The 19,868-nt window shown below is 43.8% G+C and carries 15 protein-coding genes; 6 read left to right on the top strand and 9 right to left on the bottom strand.

The annotated features are described in order from the left end of the window. Window positions 1–51: 51 nt before the first annotated feature. From L1D60_RS04645 to L1D60_RS04630, 4 genes are all read right to left on the bottom strand, one after another. Window positions 52–3,126 (bottom strand): efflux RND transporter permease subunit, encoded by a 3,075-nt coding sequence (locus tag L1D60_RS04645; RefSeq protein WP_239839950.1) that lies wholly within the window; start codon window positions 3,124–3,126, stop codon window positions 52–54. A gap of 11 nt (window positions 3,127–3,137) precedes the next feature. Beyond that, a complete protein-coding gene (locus tag L1D60_RS04640) occupies window positions 3,138–4,235 on the bottom strand; it encodes an efflux RND transporter periplasmic adaptor subunit (RefSeq protein WP_239839949.1) in 1,098 nt (365 codons plus the stop codon). A gap of 343 nt (window positions 4,236–4,578) precedes the next feature. Beyond that, on the bottom strand, window positions 4,579–5,304 hold the full coding sequence (locus tag L1D60_RS04635; protein ID WP_239839948.1) for an HAD-IA family hydrolase: 726 nt from the start codon (window positions 5,302–5,304) through the stop codon (window positions 4,579–4,581). 465 nt (window positions 5,305–5,769) lie between these two features. Beyond that, window positions 5,770–6,267 (bottom strand): hypothetical protein, encoded by a 498-nt coding sequence (locus tag L1D60_RS04630; RefSeq protein WP_239839947.1) that lies wholly within the window; start codon window positions 6,265–6,267, stop codon window positions 5,770–5,772. A gap of 249 nt (window positions 6,268–6,516) precedes the next feature. On the opposite strand from L1D60_RS04630, the gene L1D60_RS04625 reads away from it, so the two are divergent. From L1D60_RS04625 to L1D60_RS04610, 4 genes are all read left to right on the top strand, one after another. Further along, window positions 6,517–6,996, top strand: coding sequence for a CreA family protein (locus L1D60_RS04625; protein ID WP_239839946.1), 480 nt, complete (start codon window positions 6,517–6,519; stop codon window positions 6,994–6,996). A 129-nt stretch (window positions 6,997–7,125) separates the two neighbouring features. Continuing rightward, on the top strand, window positions 7,126–8,430 hold the full coding sequence (locus tag L1D60_RS04620) for an inosine/guanosine kinase (protein WP_239839945.1): 1,305 nt from the start codon (window positions 7,126–7,128) through the stop codon (window positions 8,428–8,430). 257 nt (window positions 8,431–8,687) lie between these two features. After that, on the top strand, window positions 8,688–10,436 hold the full coding sequence (locus L1D60_RS04615; RefSeq protein ID WP_239839944.1) for a formate--tetrahydrofolate ligase: 1,749 nt from the start codon (window positions 8,688–8,690) through the stop codon (window positions 10,434–10,436). A 195-nt stretch (window positions 10,437–10,631) separates the two neighbouring features. After that, window positions 10,632–12,536 carry a diguanylate cyclase gene (locus L1D60_RS04610; RefSeq protein WP_239839943.1) on the top strand — a complete coding sequence of 635 codons (1,905 nt, stop codon included), beginning with the start codon at window positions 10,632–10,634 and terminating at the stop codon, window positions 12,534–12,536. Window positions 12,537–12,669: 133 nt separating this feature from the next. On the opposite strand, the gene L1D60_RS04605 is transcribed toward L1D60_RS04610, so the two are convergent. Continuing rightward, window positions 12,670–13,275 carry a beta-phosphoglucomutase family hydrolase gene (locus tag L1D60_RS04605; RefSeq protein WP_239840456.1) on the bottom strand — a complete coding sequence of 202 codons (606 nt, stop codon included), beginning with the start codon at window positions 13,273–13,275 and terminating at the stop codon, window positions 12,670–12,672. A gap of 85 nt (window positions 13,276–13,360) precedes the next feature. On the opposite strand from L1D60_RS04605, the gene arfB reads away from it, so the two are divergent. Beyond that, window positions 13,361–13,771 (top strand): alternative ribosome rescue aminoacyl-tRNA hydrolase ArfB, encoded by a 411-nt coding sequence (gene arfB / locus L1D60_RS04600; RefSeq protein ID WP_239840455.1) that lies wholly within the window; start codon window positions 13,361–13,363, stop codon window positions 13,769–13,771. 40 nt (window positions 13,772–13,811) lie between these two features. Here the strand turns inward: arfB and L1D60_RS04595 are convergent, their stop codons facing one another. The 4 genes from L1D60_RS04595 to L1D60_RS04580 all read right to left on the bottom strand — a co-directional run bounded on the left by L1D60_RS04595 (window position 13,812) and on the right by L1D60_RS04580 (window position 18,142). Beyond that, window positions 13,812–14,129, bottom strand: a complete 318-nt coding sequence (locus L1D60_RS04595; RefSeq protein WP_239839942.1) for a helix-turn-helix transcriptional regulator — start codon at window positions 14,127–14,129, stop codon at window positions 13,812–13,814. 489 nt (window positions 14,130–14,618) lie between these two features. Further along, complete coding sequence (locus L1D60_RS04590; protein WP_239839941.1) at window positions 14,619–15,707, bottom strand: serine protease; 1,089 nt, start codon at window positions 15,705–15,707, stop codon at window positions 14,619–14,621. Between the two features lie 212 nt (window positions 15,708–15,919). Further along, window positions 15,920–17,053: a glycine cleavage system aminomethyltransferase GcvT gene (gene gcvT / locus L1D60_RS04585; RefSeq protein WP_239839940.1), complete on the bottom strand. Its 1,134-nt coding sequence runs from the start codon at window positions 17,051–17,053 to the stop codon at window positions 15,920–15,922. Between the two features lie 465 nt (window positions 17,054–17,518). Further along, window positions 17,519–18,142, bottom strand: coding sequence for an XRE family transcriptional regulator (locus L1D60_RS04580; protein WP_032552608.1), 624 nt, complete (start codon window positions 18,140–18,142; stop codon window positions 17,519–17,521). 422 nt (window positions 18,143–18,564) lie between these two features. Between L1D60_RS04580 and L1D60_RS04575 the strand changes: the two genes are divergently transcribed. Continuing rightward, window positions 18,565–19,860, top strand: a complete 1,296-nt coding sequence (locus tag L1D60_RS04575; protein ID WP_239839939.1) for a serine hydroxymethyltransferase — start codon at window positions 18,565–18,567, stop codon at window positions 19,858–19,860. Window positions 19,861–19,868: the final 8 nt, after the last annotated feature.

Genomic DNA, 19,868 nt, shown 5'->3' with positions numbered 1-19,868 from the left:
CTCCGCGGAGTCCTTCTTTTTTTATTTACTGTTTTTTCTAATACTAGATGGTTAAGCAGAAACTGGCGCCAGTTGTGGCTCTACTTGGTCTTTAAAGAACAAGCTATACAGCACTGGGACCACACCAAGCGTCAATACTGTTCCGACGATCATTCCGAAGATCATCACAATAGACATCGAATACCAGAACTCTCCGCCCGATAGAGCCAACGGTACTAAACCGAGAATCGTGGTCAGCGTTGTCATCACAATAGGTCGCAAACGCGTCATGCATGCCGATATGATTGAGTCTCTCACTCCTTCCCCTAGTTTTCGATTCTGTTCAATACAATCGATCAGCACAATCCCATTATTGATAATAATGCCTGCCAGACTGAAGATACCGAGCATTGCTGGGAAGGTAAAATAAGCACCAGTTATCAACAACCCCGATACCGCCCCAATCAAGGAGAGTGGGATCGTCAACAAGATAATCAATGGTCGGCGAATCGAATTAAATTGCAACAGAAGCAGTAGGATCATGACAGCAAAACATTGAGGGAGATAACCAAAGAGTGCCCCATTTGCCTTGCTCGCCCCCTTAAGCTCGCCACCCAATGCGATACGATACCCCGGTGGCAATTCGATATCATCGAGTGTCGGTTGCACGAGTTTGTTAAGCTCACTCGCTTGCAATGTCTCATGCTTAACGCTGATGGTCACCGTACGTTCTAAATCAAAGCGGCGTATCACCGCAGGCTCACTGGTTGCAATAATTGACGCAAACTGTACTAAAGGCAGAGCTTGACCGTTAGTCGATGAAACTATCTGGGTCGTAAACAACTTCTCTAACGTTTTCTCTGTTTCCGCTGCACCGACAATCACAGGAATTACGTCTTCATCATTACGAAAACTGGTCACCTCTTTACCACGCAGATAGCTGTCTAAGCTCGTCGCTATGTCTCGGCTGCTAACCCCAGCACGAATGGCTTGAGCTTGGTCGATATCTAAGATCAACTTAGGAACGTTGTTTTCCCAATCGTTGGCAACACCGACTGCACCCGGAATCTGACGCAGCGCCAACTCAATTTTCTTAGCGATACTCTGAATCACATCTATGTCTTTGCCTACGACTTGATATTCAACCAACCCGAGTTCACTACCACCAAGCCACATACGCTTCGCCTGCCCGCTAGCTTCAGGAAGCTGTTCCATAATGAATCGGTTGGTTTTCCTCACCATATCCAACGCTGCTGTGTAGTCTGTTGTGTTCACCACCATAAATACACGATTTGGCGCACGATCAACGGGAGATAATGCTAAGAAGAAGCGCGGCCCGCCATCACCAACATATCGCACTGTGTTTACGACATCAGGGTTCTGCTCCTTATCAAGTAGCCACGTTTCTAGGCGTTTCGATACCCTATCTGACTCTTCCACTTTCGTACCAGCAGGCAAGTCAACAAACACTAGGTACTGATTGCGCTCAGAGCCAGGCATAAACTGGACGGTCACATAACGAAAGCTATAGATGGACATAGCGAATACCGCAATAACAACCGCTAACGTACTAAGGCGGAAGTTTAGAATAACAGTCACAAATCGGCGGTAAGCCAGTTGAAGCTTAGATAGCTCCGGTTCGTTATTCTTTGCATCTTCTTTCTGCGTATTTGGTTTAATGAACCAGACACACAATGCCGGTGTTGCAAACAAGCACAAGAACCAAGAAGACAACAACGCAATGGTGATAACTTGCGACAACGAGCGTAAATATTCTCCGGTCACATCTTGTGCCAGTAGAAGTGGCATGAATGCGAGAATAGTGGTTAACGAAGAAGTCAGGAGCGGAACAGCCATTGCTTTAGAAGCCGACACAGCCGCTTCAACACGCTCAACCCCTTGAGAGACTTTGCTCTTGATAAACTCAGCCATAACGATACCGTTATCCACCAGCAAACCAAGAGAAATAATGATGGCAGCAATCGACATTCGTTGTAGCTCAACGCCCCATATCGACATACCGATGACGGTTAACAAGATCGTCAATGGGACGATACTACCGATAATCAAACCCATTCTTAGGCCTAGGAATGCCATCACCACAGCCAATACTACGGCGACCGTTTGCATCAAATTGGTAGTGGCAGAACTAACCGCAGCGTTAACCTTATCAGGTTGGAATGTTGCTAGCTCCAAGGTCATACCGACAGGCAAGTCCTTCTCTACTTGAGCGATAAACTCTTTTACTTTGATCCCAAACTCATCACTTTGGCTACCTGAAGCCATCGCCGCAGCAATAACGACGGCTTTTTTACCGTTGAAATAAACTGGAGTATTAAATGGGTCTTCATAACCTACTTCTACATCTGCCAAGTCACGCAAGTACACAGTGTTGCCAGATTCTCGCTCATTAAGGTCGAGCTCTAAGATCTCTTCAACCGAATTAAAGTTACCGGTTGGTTCGATTTCAACTTGCATCGTATCGGTTTCAATCACGCCCCCCGGAAGTACCACGTTACGAGCTTGCAGTGCAGAAACAATCTGTCGGAATTGAAACTTTTCGTTAGTCAACGCGCCATGCTTTGCGTTTACCCAAATTCGCTCTTCATTCACACCATAGAGCTCAACTTGCGATACTGTTTGAACGCTACTGAGCCGATCTTGAATTGCTTCAGCAGTTTTGCGCAGTTCGTGATGGTCGAAGCCGTCTCCAGAAAGCGCGATCGTAGCCGAATAAACCTGCCCAAACTCGTCATTGACCATAGGGCCAACTGTTCCATCAGGTAAGCTCCCTTTCATGCTGTCCATACGATTACGGAGCGTGTCCCATATCGGTTGGAGATTGAAGTATTTGTCGTGAACAGTCACCGTGATCTGCGCAGCGCCAGTTCGCGACCATGATTTTATCTCAGTCACCTCGGGAATTTGTTTTATTTCTCGCTCTAATGGCTTAGTGATGAACTTTTCGATGCGGTCGGGTGACATCCCTGGAAACTGTGCGATGACGACAGCACTTCGAATTAGAATCTCAGGATCTTCTTTGCTTGGTGCGTTTTTGAACGTGCTAATACCAAGCACAAACAACATCACCAAAAAGACTTGAGTAAAACGGTTATGTTTAAGCGCGAGTTCAGTAATCTTATGCATACTGCTACTCCCTACAAGCCGTTCCAAAGGGTCACTTGTTGCCCTTCATAAAGGTAAGGGATCCCAGCGGTAACGATCCTTTCCCCCTCAGATAGATTGTTTAATACAACGACCTGAGCATTAATATCTCGCTTAGTTTTAACGTAACGCTTTTCAAGAGTGCTCGTTGAAGGGTTAACAATATAGATGGTAGCATCGTCGCCATTTAAGTCAGGACTGCGTTCATTAAAATCAAACGCTTCTAATGGTAATAGCACCACGTTTTGACTCTCACCACCGATAAGTAGCTCTACATCCGCTGACATACCATTTCTCAATGCAACGTTTGAATCACTGAGCTGCAACGTGACTGAGTACGCATTTCCACGCTCAACCACCGCACCAATTTCAGACACTGTACCAACCAACTTCGCATCATTAAGCGCAGAGATCTGAACCTGAGCCTTGTCACCATAAGTTACCTCTTTAATCAGTGACTCAGGAACAAGGAAATCGACCTCATAAGCAAAGTCATTAACGAGTTCCATGATCTGTTGACCTGCGCTGATCTTTGTAAACTCATCGATCTGTACTTGGCTAATCTGGCCAGAAAATGGTGCGTAGAGTTTCGCGCGTTTAAGGTTCAATTCCGCATTAGACAAATCTGTCTGGGCGAGATTTTCTTGCTGTTGTTTCGCATCAAGATCCGCTCGAATGGCAATCAACTCAGATTCAGAGACAAACCCTTTCAGGTTAAGCTTTGCCGAGCGTTGATACTTGTCCTCAGCCTGCAGCTTGGCAACCCGAGCTGCACCTAAAGAAGCTTGAGCCTTGCGAACGGCCAATAGCAAATCACTTGTTTCTAGTTGCGCTAACACTTGCCCTTTTTCGACACGCTGCCCTTTTGCCACCATAAGCTGGCTAACGGTTCCATTCACCTTAAAGCTCAATGGCGAAGTCTGCGCGCTGCGTACTATGCCGCTTAATTGACGTGTTTGAGTGTGAGATTGAAAAACAGCGGTGGTGAATTTAACGCTGCGGATAGACTGGCTTGATTCTTCAGCCGTGTCGGAAGTTTGAGGGCCACATCCAGTCAAAAGAAGGGCAATTACGAAAATGATAACTTTCACATTAGAATCCAGTTTATGGTACTGCATTCCAGTATAGCAAACTGTATAGTGGTAATCTAATGCAATATCATTAGCATGAGCTCAGTCGCAATTGAACAAAACTTAAATAAGAAATCTGTTTAAAAAATCGGCTTAGAGGTAATCTAATGAAGCGAAGTTATCGCTTTTTGACTTGCTGCAGGTGACATAATGAATAAAACAGACGCACCAACTGACGACATCACATGCCCGCTTTGCCAACATGAGGAATATCTGCTTTCAAATTGTGGAGAGAAATTTACTTGTGCTGCATGTGGGTTCCATACCAAACAATTTACAAAAATCGTTCGGATTCAACCGAGTACTACCCCACCAAAACACCAGAGTATGGTGTATCACTTGAGTAATGCTTGCCACTAAGCCAAGCAGATATCTCTTCAAGGCTGTAGATATCAATAGCGGCTGGCTCTTCGGAGTCGGCCTTTGGTGTTCTTACTAAGGTGCTAGGTAGGTTAGGTCTTAAGCGAAATGACTGGATCCCCGCTCTCACCCCAGCTTCAATACCTTTGATGGTATCGTCAACATAGATGCATTCGTTAGGTAAAAAGCCCATGTTCATTGCTGTGTACATGATCAAATCAGGCTCTGGTTTCCAACTGTTAGCATCGAACGCTGAAAATATTTTACCTTTAAAATCGTCGAGCATGCCTGTCATCGCTAAGGATGACTCAACTCGCTCTTTTGGTGCATTAGAGGCAATACAGAACTCAACACCCTGACTTTTAAGAAATTGAATCAGTTCACTGGCACCATCCATTGGCTTTAAGAATCGTTGAAAAAGAGCTTCAAGTTCGGTGCGGTATAGAGGTTCCAATGTATCAATAGAGATGGTGAGACCAAGGCGCTGTTGGGTATCCATTAAGATATCAGCAAGCTTACCGCCTTGAAAATGCGCATAGCAATCTTCAAGTGATAGAGAGACATTGAATTGCGCAAAAACATTCACCAGCGCTTGGCAGCAAAGCTTTTCACTGTCTATCAGTGTTCCATCACAATCAAATATCACACATTTTGTCTGCTCTAATCTCATCGTTACACCATTTACCTAAAGTTCGACTTTCATCCTATAGGCATATAGGTTTATCGGGCATGACTGATGTAGCATTTTCCTGAAAACCACTTAATTAACTTCGCGAAATATGCGACAGATCACCTTAATAACCCTATTTATAAATTGCTTACAGGCATTATTATCCTAACCTTGCTAAAAACTCAGTCTTATTGGGATGGTTTGTCGATAATTTAAACACAAAGACATGACATTAATGTGAAGTAAAGGCTATTGCGTAACAGTACATTAGTACAATCGTATGTCGATTATGAGGCTGTGATAGAAAATGTTTAAAAAATCTTTCATATTAGTCGGTAAGCAATAACGCTTTCGTACTTATGAAAAACTATAAGCCCGGAATGAGTAATCGGACGGAGCTACGAGCAAATGAAAGGAGGTATGAATAAAAGCGGGAGCGCACTCCCACCCTATCTATCAGCTTTTCTATTCGCTTTCGACCCAAACTTTGGTGTTCGATACGATAGAAGTGCCAAGCAAAGACACAAGCTGTTGTGCAAAGCCTATTGTGTTCTGGCCCGCTTGATTGACGATATCTGAAACAAGCACCTCACCTTCCACTGAAGTCACAATTGCACTTGCTACTACATCAGAACCAACGGTACCAATATACAGCTGATGTTCATCAGATAAGATAATTTGGCTCAAAAATTCAAGAATATGAGTCTTATCAAACTCACTTTCATAGACACTCGCTTGATTGAGCGAGAATAAGACGGTCAGTTTATGAAAATCGACTTTATGAATTTCTTCGATATCGGCGGGAGTTTGATCTGAAGGAAGCAGTTGATAGCTTTTATTTGCGAGTCTTGATTGATACACATCTCTTCCGAGTAAGCTCTCTTTCGCAGGATAAGCCACATCAACTTGACTTGCTAACCACGCATTCTTTTTCAGTGCGATTTCAGGTATTTCATTATTCATTCTTTTACTACCTACTTTAGTATCCCCAAATATCACAATTATTTGGAAGGCACACGGTCGCCTTAGGCGCCGAGCTACAAGCAGAGAGCATACAGAGCATCGTAACTACCAACAAGTACTTTAAATGCTTCATAAATTAAGGTTCTCCCAATACTGCCTTTTCGAATAGAGCGAAAAGCTCTACACTCGTATTCAAGCTTTCAATACTCCTTATAGTAATTAGAACTCTATAAATTAAAAGGACTTCTTATGAAAAAAGCCCTAATAGCATTAGGTATCATGACCATGTTGGCTGGTTGTTCAGATAACGAGGTGGGTGACGTATCACTTGGCTTCTTTACCTTGAAAGACATCAAGATCTCTCATCTAGATGATGAAAAGATCCCAGGTGTCACCTGTCACATCGCTTCTATTGAGGCGGATTTCTCTCTTGCAGACCCAAGTGATAGCTCAATCTCTTGTCGTCAAACAGGTGACATCACGCCTGAGATGATCGCCAAAATTGATAAAAGCGCCTCTGGTGAGGTTGTCTTCAAGCAATCAAAAAGTATTTTCTTTAAGACAATGAAGGTAAGACGTATCTACGACGCAGAAAACCAAACCTTACTGTACCTGTCTTATACAACAAAAGAGACAGAAGGTAGTTTCAAGCATAGCCTGTCAACGGTTCCACTATGGGGAACTAAAGCTTACATTGACCCAACGACACTTTCTGCTGAACAAAAATAAACCACTGGCTTAGTTTTGTTCACTCGCCTGTATACACAATATACAGGCGAGTCTGAATGTAATAAAAATGAAAGAAACTACAAAAATCTGTGATATTATGCGGCAAAATTTTCTCACTGTAATTTTCTTATGAAATTTCCTGGACAGCGCAAATCTAAGCACTACTTCCCTACACACGCCCGTGATCCACTCATCAACCAGATGAAGGAAACACCAAAACTGTATCGCCCGATTATTGTTGGTGTTGGTCAAACAATTGTAGATATCGAAGCTCGTGTTTCTGATGAATTCCTTGCTAAATACGAACTAAGTAAAGGTCACTCTCTTGTTTTGGAAGAAAGCAAAGCGGATGCCCTATACGATGAGCTCGTTGAAAGCGGTCTAATCACGCACCAATATCCAGGTGATACCATTGGTAACACGCTACACAACTACTCAGTGCTAGCAGACAGTAAATCGGTACTCTTAGGTGTTATGTCACGTAACATCGAAGTTGGCTCTTTTGCTTACCGTTACCTATGCCGTACCTCTTCACGTATGAACCTAAACCACCTACAGACAGTAGAAGGTTCTATCGGTCGTTGTTACACCCTAATTTCGGACGATGGCGAACGTACATTCGCGATTAACGAAGGTGAAATGAACAACCTGCGTCCGGATAGCATTCCTGAAGAAGTATTTGAAAAAGCCTCTGCACTGGTTGTTTCTTCATACCTAATGCGCGGTAAGCCAGAAGACCCAATGCCGAAAGCAGTAGCTCGAGCTATCGAGATCGCTAAGGCAAACAATGTTCCCGTTGTATTGACGCTAGGCACAAAATGGGTAATCGAAGGCAACGCTGAATGGTGGCAAGATTACATTAAAGAGAATATCTCTATCGTTGCGATGAACGAAGAGGAAGGTCAGGCTCTTACAGGCGAAAAAGACCCGCTGCTAGCTGCAGATAAAGCTCTAGAATGGGTTGACTTGGTTCTATGTACTGCTGGTCCTGTTGGCCTATACATGGCTGGTTACACTGATGAGACAGCGAAACGCGAAACCGAGCTGCCTCTTCTTCCTGGTAACATCCCAGAATTTAACAAGTACGAGTTTAGCCGTGCAATGCGCAAGGACGACTGTAAGAACCCTGTTAAGGTATATTCTCACATCGGTCCTTACCTTGGTGGTCCTCTTGAAATTAAGAACACCAATGGCGCAGGTGACGCAGCACTATCTGCACTACTTCATGATATGGCAGCGAATAGTCACCACCACATGAACGTACCAAACTCGTCTAAACACGACCAGCCTTACATGACCTACTCGTCACTTTCACAGATCTGCAAGTACGCTAACCGTGTCAGTTACGAAGTACTGACACAACACTCTCCACGTCTTGGTCGCTCTCTTCCTGAACGTGAAGACAGCCTAGAAGAAGCGTATTGGGATCGCTAATCACAATACCTAACGGTTTCTATTAAGGGTTGCACTATGCAACCCTTTTTATTTGCGGCTAATAAAACACACACAATCGTGTAAATTTTGGTGATGAGTTGGCATCGCCAGATTTGATCTCGCGCAATGACTGGTTAAATCTGTTATCTTCCAGCACATAATTCGTGTGGTTAGCCTTTACATGGTCGATTTATACAGTACTATCGCCACGCAAACGTTTTCGTACCACCTTATCGGTTTCAACATAAGGATTTAATATGCTGTCTGATATTGATATTTGCCGCTCTGCTTCACTCAAAAACATCAGTGATATTGCTCTCGGTGCAGGCTTAACCACTGACGAATTCCAACCACTTGGGTTACATAAGGCGAAAGTCTCTTTAGACAGCCTAAAACGTCTCGAAGAAAAACCAAAAGGTAAGCTTGTTCTAGTTACAGCGATTACACCTACTCCACTTGGAGAAGGGAAAACAGTAACAACTATTGGTTTAAGCCAAGGGTTAGCAGCAATTAATCAATCAGTTATGGCTTGTATTCGCCAACCTTCAATGGGACCCGTTTTTGGTGTCAAAGGCGGCGCTGCTGGTGGCGGTTACTCTCAAGTTGCGCCAATGGAACAGCTTAACCTTCACCTTACTGGAGACATTCATTCCGTCACTGCAGCACACAACCTTGCTTCTGCGGCAATTGATGCTCGCTATTACCATGAACAAAGAGAAGGTATTGAAGCTTTTGAACAACGTTCAGGGTTAAAGGCACTGAATATCGATCCTCAACGTATTGTTTGGCGTCGGGTCCTCGACCATAACGATCGTGCACTGCGAATGATTACTGTTGGACAAAACGAAGACGGTAAAACCATCAATGGCTATCAGCGTGAAGATGGCTTTGACATATCGGCTGCATCCGAGTTAATGGCGATCCTCGCACTTGCGGAAGATCTACAAGATTTACGTAAGCGCATTGGACGTATTGTGTTGGCTTACAATAAAAATGGCGAACCTTTAACCGCAGACGACTTCCAAGTTGCAGGTGCAATGACAGTAACAATGAAGGATGCTATTGAGCCAACATTGATGCAAACATTGGAAGGCGTCCCTACCCTGATTCATGCTGGGCCATTTGCCAACATTGCTCATGGAAACTCCTCAATCATTGCCGATAAGATTGCACTGAGATTAGCGGATTACGTGGTGACTGAGGGCGGTTTCGGTTCTGATATGGGTTTCGAGAAAGCATGCAACATTAAAGCAACAGCGGCGAACCAGTCACCTGATTGCGCAGTAGTTGTTGCAACGCTTAGAGGTTTAAAAGCAAACTCTGGCCTTTATGACCTACGCCCAGGCACACCGCTTCCGGATTCTATCTTCAACGATGACAGCCAGGCTCTTATCGCTGGTTTCGAAAACCTGAAATGGCATATTAACAACGTAAATAAATACGGTGTTCCTATTGTGGTTGCTATCAACCGATTCCCACAAGATTCCGATGACGAGCTAGCTCAATTAAAAGCACTCATTCAAAGCTATGATGAGACTGTGTCCGTTGCAATTAGTGAAGCGTTTGGCCAAGGCGGAGAAGGCGCTACTGACTTAGCGAAAGCCGTGGTGTCAGCTTGTGAAAAACCTGCTCAATTCAAGCCTCTTTATACTCAAGAACAATCGCTTGAAGAGAAGTTAATGGCGGTTGCTGAAGTGGGTTATGGTGCAGCAAGCCTTACCTTGTCAGAAAAGGCTAAATCGCAGCTCGCAGAGTTCAAAAAACATGGATACGACCACCTGTCGGTATGTTTAGCGAAAACTCCGCTATCGATATCAACGGAAGCACACGTTAAAGGCGCTCCAACTCAGTTTGATGTTCCTGTGAGAGAACTTAAGCTTTGCGCAGGAGCAGGATTTGTCTATGCGTTGTGTGGAAATGTGATGACTATGCCTGGGCTACCTGACAAGCCAGCCTTTATGTCTTTAGACATCAACGAAAATGGCGACATTACGGGCTTAAGTTAGTATTTATAAAAGTTTTTTCGGGAGTTCGCAGGTTATCGTCATAGTGAATGTAAGATAACCTGCAATTTGCACACAAAAGCAACAAATTGCACACATACCTCTCAACTGGAAGATTTACCTAACCAGTTCTGGGTAAAGATCACATTAATAACCCCACTAAATCTATAGTATTGCGCTGATTCTTTGGGGAATGTAATGAAAGCAAGTATAAAAAAACTCTCAGGCCAATTTCTCTGTACTGTCCTAGCCCTAGGAATAGTTCCTGCTCTATACATTAGCTCCGAGTTCGACCGTATAGCAGCGCAATATGATACAAACATAAAACAGGCCAGCCAAAATCAAATCGAGTACAGTTTTCACGAGCTGGGGTTGATCATACGTGAAGTGTCTAACACCATTCCAACCATCGCTGAATCAACGACTCTTAAACGCGCTGTCCAATTTCCCTCAGCTGATAATATTGATTCACTACAAGATTTATGGCTAATGTTGGCGAATGGTCAAAAGTACTACTCGCAACTTCGTTATCTCGACTTAAAAGGTAACGAGACAATACGCATCAACTATCAAGATGGTATAGCTAGCGTTGTCCCTGAAAGTCAACTTCAAAACAAGTCATCTCGTGACTACTTCACCACACTGCAACAGCTGAAAATTGGTGAGATTGCTTCGTTTGGTATCGACCTAGAATATGAAAACGGTCAACCGGTTAACCCTTTACTCCCTGCCCTACGAATCATGACGCCAGTCGCGATAGAAGACAGCATTGTTGGCTACTTCATCGTAAACCTCAATATGGTAGAGATATACGATCGCCTGCACTACACCTTTGGTTCATCACTTGCACAGCCTACCTTGATTAATGGTTCGGGTCATATATTGATGTCCCCAGAGCCAGAACAAGCCTTCGGCCACCTTATTGAAGATCGAGCTGACAAAACCTATGCCATCATTCATCCAAAGCTATGGCAAGAAATTTCAACGCAGAGAAGTGGCAGTTACTTTGATGGCAAAGATTGGTATTTCTATGGGGATATAAGCCCTAACATCGAACAGTTAAAAGGGCCTGTTCATATGGTACTGCACGTAGATAATAAAGAGATCAGTGCGCAGTACCAACAAGAGTACACAGCGATCATCATCCAGATAGCAACACTCTCGATATTGATTTCAATTGTGTCTGGAGTTTTCGTCGCTTGGAATATCAACCACAAGAAGAACAGCATCGAAAGCCAACTCGCAAAAGCCGCAATGAATGGCATGTCTGCGTTAGTTATCACGGATCGAAACAATCGAATTATTAAAGTCAATCGTGAATTTACTCGAATGAGTGGCTACACGCTTGAAGAGGTGAAAGGCAAACAGCCGTCAATGTTCGCTTCTGGAAAGAATAACCAAGAGTTCTACATGCGCATGTGGGCGATCATCAACGAACGTGGAATGTGGGAAGGCGAAGTCATCAACCGACGCAAAGATGGCTCTCTGATTACCGAAATTCTAAGAATTCAGACGATCAAAGACTCAAACAATGTTATTCAGTTCTACGTTGCCTCGTTTGTTGATATCAGTAAGCGCAAAGAGCTTGAGAACAAACTGCGTAACCTAAGTGAAAAAGACGCACTTGCTGGATGTTGGAATCGTCGTAAGTTTGATGAAGAGCTGCGTGATGAATGTAATCGCGTTGCTCGTTACCCTGAATTTGAACAGTCATGCTTAGCGATTGTTGACATCGACCACTTCAAACGCATCAATGACAAATTTGGACACGATTATGGCGATAAAGTGATTCAAGTCGTCGCAGGCGTATTACAAAGAGAGTGTCGCGAAACCGATTTTGTGGCTCGTATTGGCGGTGAAGAGTTTGGCATAGTGCTGCCTCATACTAAACCAAATGAAGCTTACTGTGTGTTGAATCGATTGAGGGTAGCCATATCACTTGAGCTCGATGATCAAGTGACCGTCAGTGGTGGCGTGACCAACGTGACTCATGACTCAAAACTCAGCTACAAATGCGCGGACCTTGCCCTATACGAAGCAAAAGCAAATGGACGAAACAACATCTGCCTATTTCTAGATAGCGAGATGGAACAAATCGCTTAACGTACAAACCGAAGAAACAAATGGCTCCTACCCGCCTCTACGAATTAGCGATAAGTAGGAGCCATTTTTTATCATCCACTTCAGAATATTAATACCGTGTTTAATACCGTTCAGTAATTAAGTCTATTAGTTGTTACTGAGGTCTTGGGAAGAACATCAGTTGCTGCCCCTCCACGACCATAAAGCAGTCCATATTAGCCGCGTGTGCCGCCTGTTTACCCAAATCTGTATCTTCAAATACTACGCACTGTTCCGGAGAGAGCCCCATTCCTTTGCAGGCATCCAAAAACGTGTCGGGGTTAGGCTTGTGACGTTCAACATCGGTTGCTGTAACTAGGCTATCTAACTTGGGCAAAATACTTGTCGCTGTAAGCAAATTTTCTGCGCTCTTGCGTTGGCTACCCGTTCCTACCGCTAATCGTTTTTGTCCATAATGTTCTATCAACAAGTCGTGTGTGCAAGAGATAACGTTACCTTTATCTTCAATATTAGCGAACGCATCCATCTTAAACGCAGATACGGCTTTTGGATCTAGACTCAAACCGTACTTTGCATTCACTTCACCCGCAATTTTATAGCTCGGCATTCCACCAAGGCTATGTAGCCAAGAAGCTTCAAACTCGAACCCAAAATGTTTGGCTGTCTGCTCCCATGCTTTGATATGTGCAGGCATGGTATCAATGAGAGTACCGTCCATATCGAAAATTAAGCCATCGTACTTCGTTAGATCAATCGTCATTGCTTTGCCACTCTGAATAAAACTACTGATACCATAACCAATTACGAGTATCATGAGCCAACATTTTTTATGTTTATCAATGATTATGCTGCAAATATCGAATAACGTCTCTATTCAAACTTGGGAGATTCAACTGACCGCAATTCGTGCTCAAGGTGCGGGCGGGCAAAATGTAAACAAGGTATCCAGTGCGATTCACCTTCGTTTCGACATAAAACACTCTACGCTGCCTGATTTTTATAAAGAGAGGTTACTGGCTTTAAAAGACAGTCGCATTACTGCTGATGGCGTCATTGTGATTAAAGCGCAACAATTCAGAACACAAGAGCAGAATAAAGAAGATGCGCTCAATAGGCTAAAAGCGTTAATTCTTGAGGCAACAAAAGTAACGAAGGTAAGACGTGCAACCAAGCCGACAAAAGCATCTCAGAAGCGGCGCTTAGAACAGAAAAAACAACGTAGTAACACCAAACAACTGCGAGGCAGAGTGGATTAAAGTGATATGCGTTTCCCAGACGCTATCTCAACTCATCTATCTAATTCGCTCTAGCTAGCGACAAGATCAACTTGATCAAGAGCCTCCTCTGCTCGTCAGTTAGTAGCCTCGAAACAGCCGCAACGTCTTCAACCGCTATTTGACCCGCTTCTAAAGTATCCATAACGACCTCTAAGTCCGTTATCGCTAGTGACCGTGTTAGAGAGCGATACTGCGACATCTTAATATCAGCCTCGCCCCTTTCGATTCTCTGGTACGTTTTCAAGCTCATCCCAGCCATCGACGCGAGTTTTTCTTGTGAAAGGTTGGCTCGTTTTCTGCGTTCAATAATTGCCAACACAATAGGTTCATTGGTCATAAGCCACCTCCTAAAAGACACTTATGTCCTATTTTCAGCAAAAAGCAGACCAAATTGGGCATAAACTATTTACATAAACGCCCAGTAGCATATGATGCACCGCCTAAAAAACGTTATATTTCAAATAACTTGTGTTACTTTATAAATTTAGCGCAATAAATAAACAAACTTAAACCATTCGCGGGAAGAAGAAATAAATTGCAAAATGCAAACACTAGCGATGCAAAAAGAAACATTGCAAGTCGCTTTAAAATTATATTTCCCTGTATCCAACAGTTGCTAGAGACATCAAACCCAGCCGCCGAGATCGTCAAAGTTCAATTTAGGCTGCTTACATATAAGGAGTTATTACTTCATAGTCACAGCTTGAGTAAAGAAGATGTAGACAAAGGCTTTAATTCATTGACATCAGAAGAGAAAAAGATCGCTCAATTAGGTGTGCTACACATAAATAAAGCGATCTCAGAAATTGACGAGTTATTGGCAGGGTTAGCCTCGAGAACCTTGTAGGGCTCTAATAGTGCGAGTTCTTCTTAAACCCAGTGCAAGAAGAGCTCCCAACAATAATGTCGACAACGCACCACCACTACTTTCACTGGTACTGCTGACGGTTTGAATACTGCCATGTTGAGTTAAGTAAGCGGTGCGTTTTAAATTGGTAGATGTTGCTTTTGGGGTTTCATTACCATCGAGCACGCTGGTAATCCAAGCATTGAAATCGTTGACCTCAGTAAACACAGAAGTCACACCACCAGTATACCCGCACTGACTAGGACCAAAGCTCGTAATACCGACTTGTATATAATCCGAACCATCACGCCAATACACCGGCCCGCCAGAATCTCCCTGACAAGTACCACCATTTAATCGAGTGATCGGACTGTAATCGCCATTAAAACATACCTGATTACCAGTCAGTGACGCCCCGTTAGTAAACAAGCTACTACATGTCGCGTTTGTGATTAAATTTAAATCTACGCGCTGCAGTAATTTAGTACTGTCAAACCCTGACACCGTATCCCCGTGTCCAATCGCAACAAACGTTGGAGTCGTCACTTGGCTTCGATAGTCTTCATTACTAGGAAGTTTGACCACATCATTTATTGAATCAACATTCATCGACTCAGCTAATTTAAGAATAGCTACATCATTCTGTAGCAACTGACTTAAGTTATTATCAAAGCTGTTGTGGTAATAGATCTCAGACACTCGATAGCGTTCTGCAGTACCAAACGGATACTGATTTACGTCTTGCAATTGAGGGACAACAACCGTAAACAGTTGAGCTCGCTGATCACCATAAATACAGTGTGCAGCGGTCAGTATATGTTGAGGATCGAGAATTGTTGCGCCGCAATACGGGTCAGTATAGTAGACACCGTCATATTCAAAACTGTCTATGAACAGACTGGCGATTGATGGGAAATCTGAAGTCGAGGCATTGGTGCCATTTACGATAAAGGGAGAGATATCTACATTTGATTCTGTTGCTGTGACTGTATCACCGCACACTGCAAAACTTCCAATCAAAGGAAGTGCTCCTACCCACATCCACTTCTTCGATAGTGTGCTTTTCATGACCACTCTCCTACACCTTCAGGATACTCTTATTGACTAATCTTCAGTATAGCGGCTTAAATGATGAAATATTAAGTAATCAATGGATCAAATGTGATGCATCCCCAAGATGATCAATAAGTTACAGAAAAGCAAAACCCCTTACCATCCACCATATGAATAGTGGCTAATAAGGGGAATGCGAAAAACAATCGGTTAAAAAATATTAACGATTAGCCACGGTAGTAGCGTTGAGGTACAAATGGCATTTTCTCTACTGTCATTGCCAGCTTCTTACCACGTACTTCCGCAAAGACCTCTGTACCAATTGCCGCAAGATCTGTGCGTACATAAGCCATTGAAACAGGCTTACCGGCGTTAGGGCCAGCAGTACCACTTGTTACCACACCGATTTTGTTTCCTTCAGCGTCAAACAGCTCTGCGCCTTCACGCACTGGTGCTTTGGTTTGACCAACAAGGCCAACGCGCTTACGTTGAACGTCTTTGGTTGCTATCTGCTCTAGAATGATGTCTGCACCTGGGAAACCACCAGCACGCTCACCGTCTGTGCGACGAACTTTCTGGATACCCCATAGTAGGCTTGCTTCTACCGGTGTCGTTGTTGTATCTAGATCGTGACCGTATAGACACAGACCACACTCTAGGCGTAGCGAGTCACGTGCGCCAAGACCAATCCACTCCACTTCCGCTTCTGCTGTCAGTTTGCGAGCTAGCGCATCAGCGTGGTCATTTGGTACGGAGATTTCGTAGCCATCTTCACCCGTGTAACCACTGCGGCTTACGATGCACTCAACACCGTCGATATCTACTTTTTGTACGTCCATGAACAGCATGTCCGCTACGCTTGGTTGGAAACGAGCAAGCACCTCTGATGCTTTAGGGCCTTGTAGAGCAAGTAGAGCTCGATCCTCGATCACTTCAAGCTCTACATCACATGGAAGGTGTGCTGTTAGGTGGTCAATATCTTGAGTTTTACAAGCGGCGTTTACAACAACGAACAGGTGGTCACCTAGGTTGGCTACCATAAGGTCATCCATGATACCGCCCTGCTCATTAGTGAAGAACGCATAACGTTGCTTACCAGAAGGTAGGTCGATGATGTCTACTGGAACTAGAGTTTCTAGAGCCGCTGCTGCATTTTCACCGTGAAGACGCAATTGGCCCATGTGAGAAACATCAAAAAGACCTGCTGCGTCACGTGTGTGTAAGTGCTCTTTCTTAACGCCTAGTGGGTATTGAACTGGCATATCGTAGCCAGCGAAAGGAACCATCTTTGCACCAACTTCTACGTGCAGTGCATGCAGAGGTGTTTTTAACAGGTCTTGAGTTGCTTGTTCTTGAGTCATTTTATTCTCCATGAAGCGTTGCAGGTATCCAACATCGACGCTGCCGCTTTTATCTCTTTGTAGAGTAGCTCTCTATCTATTAGTCAAGATGAGAACAGTAAGAAAGAAGGAGGTGGCGATATGGCCTCTATCGCTTGCCTTTCTATATAAGAAGAGTGCTCTATATAGAAAACCAAAAGATAGTGAAATGGACACACTAGGTCACCTTCCAAGAATTCACTTCAGTAAACATCAATCAACATGAGTAAACCGTGTTCACTATAGTAAACAAGCCTGAATCAGTTTTACACCCTTAACAAGATCAAAACAGTCCAAAATGTGACATTTAACAATTTTAAAACAAATATGACAGGCACAAAAAAGCGTGATATTGATGCTTTTACCATCTATATCACGCTAATTAAAAGACGTTTACAACAAAAGCAAACGTTTGCTTTCACTATAAGAAATTTAAAAACTTTACATTTATTTTGCAGTCACCCACAGAATCAACGCATCTTCTGTACTGGTAGAGATAAGCATGTGACCCATATTTGCATCATAGTACATGCTGTCTCCTTCACTCATTGGAATAGGCTCATAGAATTCTGAATAGAACATGATGTCGCCTGAGATCACCATCAGGAACTCTTCACCATCATGACGTACCCAGTCGTTATATTCTTCAAAGGCTCTTGCTCTTACTCGGCTCTTGAACGGCATCATCTTTTTATTCGATAATTCCGTTGCCAGAAGCTCATGTTCATAAGTAGGAGTTGGGTGGGGTTTACCCTGCCCTGCCTTAGTTAAATCACGACGGCCTGTAGCAACTTTTTTTCTTGGTGGCTCAAAGAGTTGCGGCATATCTATTTGTAAGCCCATCGCTAGCTTTTGCATCGCTTGGAAGGTCGGAGATATCTGCTCATTTTCGATCTTGCTGAGCGTAGAGCGCGCAAGGCCGGTTCTCTGACTCGCTTCTTCTAATGTAATACCCAACTTACTGCGGATATCTTTTATGCGCTGCCCTAGTCTTAATGGCTCAATATTCTGATCTGGCGTCTCTTTTGCCAAAGTCAAAGATGGGTACTCATCATAAATGTCTTCTGACATAGGTCCCTCGTATTATTTCTGCATCCTGTCTATAGAATTCATTGTTGCACGAAGCGCTTTGTTGATTAAAGACCACGCAAGAAAATAAAGCGTGCTCCCAGTAGCAAAACAAGAAAATCTGTTTCCTATTGGAAATTTTTATTGAAAATTGAATTTAACGGCGTTATGTTATCGACTTGTTAGATGAAGAGATGCTACTTCAGCTTGCATTAAATGACAGATTTAACATTTAAAGCAGCTGTTTTTACCCCACTTTTAGGGGAACCAATTTCGCACTGCATTGACCCTACGTTTGGTCGCTTGCAATCAATATTTAAGGCTTTTGTGCCATATTGACGCAAACGATTACAATGCAGAAACCAACGCAAGACCTAATGGACACATAAAAACAATATCCATTAGTTAATTGAAAGGTCTCGACAATGAACAACGCATACCAAAACCATAGCTTAGACAGTTTTTTCTCTACTAACCTATCGGCAACTGACGACGCAGTATTCGCTGGAATCCAGGCTGAAAACGCACGTCAAAACGAACAGATCGAACTAATTGCTTCTGAGAACATTGTTTCTAAAGCAGTTATGCAAGCACAAGGCACTTGCCTTACTAACAAATACGCTGAAGGTTACCCTGGTCGTCGCTACTACGGCGGTTGTGAACACGTAGATACAGTAGAAGCGATCGCGATTGAGCGTGCTAAAAAACTGTTTAACTGTGAATACGCTAACGTTCAACCTCACTCAGGCGCACAAGCTAACGGCGCTGTAAAACTGGCGCTTCTACAGCCAGGTGACACTATTCTAGGCATGTCTCTTGATGCAGGCGGCCACTTAACTCACGGCGCACGCCCTGCTCTTTCTGGTAAATGGTTTAACGCCGTTCAATACGGTGTAAACCGCGACACACTAGAAATCGATTACGATGCAGTACGTGAACTAGCTGTTGAGCACAAACCAAAAATGATCATTGCTGGCGGTAGCGCAATCCCACGCACTATCGACTTTGCTAAGTTCCGCGAAATCGCAGACGAGGTTGGTGCGCTGCTCATGGTCGACATGGCACACATCGCTGGTCTAATCGCGACAGGTGCACACCCTAGCCCACTTCCTCACGCTCACGTTGTAACAACAACAACGCATAAAACACTGCGTGGCCCACGTGGCGGTATGATTCTGACGAACCACGAAGACATCAACAAGAAGATCAACTCTGCGGTATTCCCAGGTCTTCAAGGTGGTCCACTAATGCACGTTATTGCTGCTAAAGCTGTCGCGTTTGGTGAGGCTCTAGGTCCAGAATTTAATACTTATATCGATTCAGTGATCAACAACGCAAAAGTTCTTGCTGAAGTGTTGCAAACTCGCGGTTGTGACATTGTGACTGGCGGAACAGACACACACCTAATGCTGGTTGACCTTCGTCCTAAAGGTTTGAAAGGTAACGTAACTGAAGAAGCATTAGAGCGTGCAGGGATCACATGTAACAAAAACGGTATCCCATTCGATACAGAGAAGCCTATGATTACTTCTGGTATTCGTTTAGGAACACCTGCTGGAACCAGTCGTGGTTTTGGTGCTGAAGAATTCAAACTCATCGGTGAGTGGATCGGCGATGTACTAGATGGCCTTGTAGAAAGCCCTGAAGGTAACGCTGAAGTTGAGCAACGCGTACGCAAGCAAGTTAAAGAATTGTGCAAACGCTTCCCGCTTTACCGTTAATAGAACAC

The organism is Vibrio sp. Isolate30 (genome assembly GCF_022397975.1).
GTDB classification, from domain to species: Bacteria; Pseudomonadota; Gammaproteobacteria; order Enterobacterales; family Vibrionaceae; genus Vibrio; species Vibrio fortis.
The sequence above is the reverse complement of the archived record's forward strand: the minus strand, read 5'-3'. Positions and strand labels throughout refer to the sequence as shown.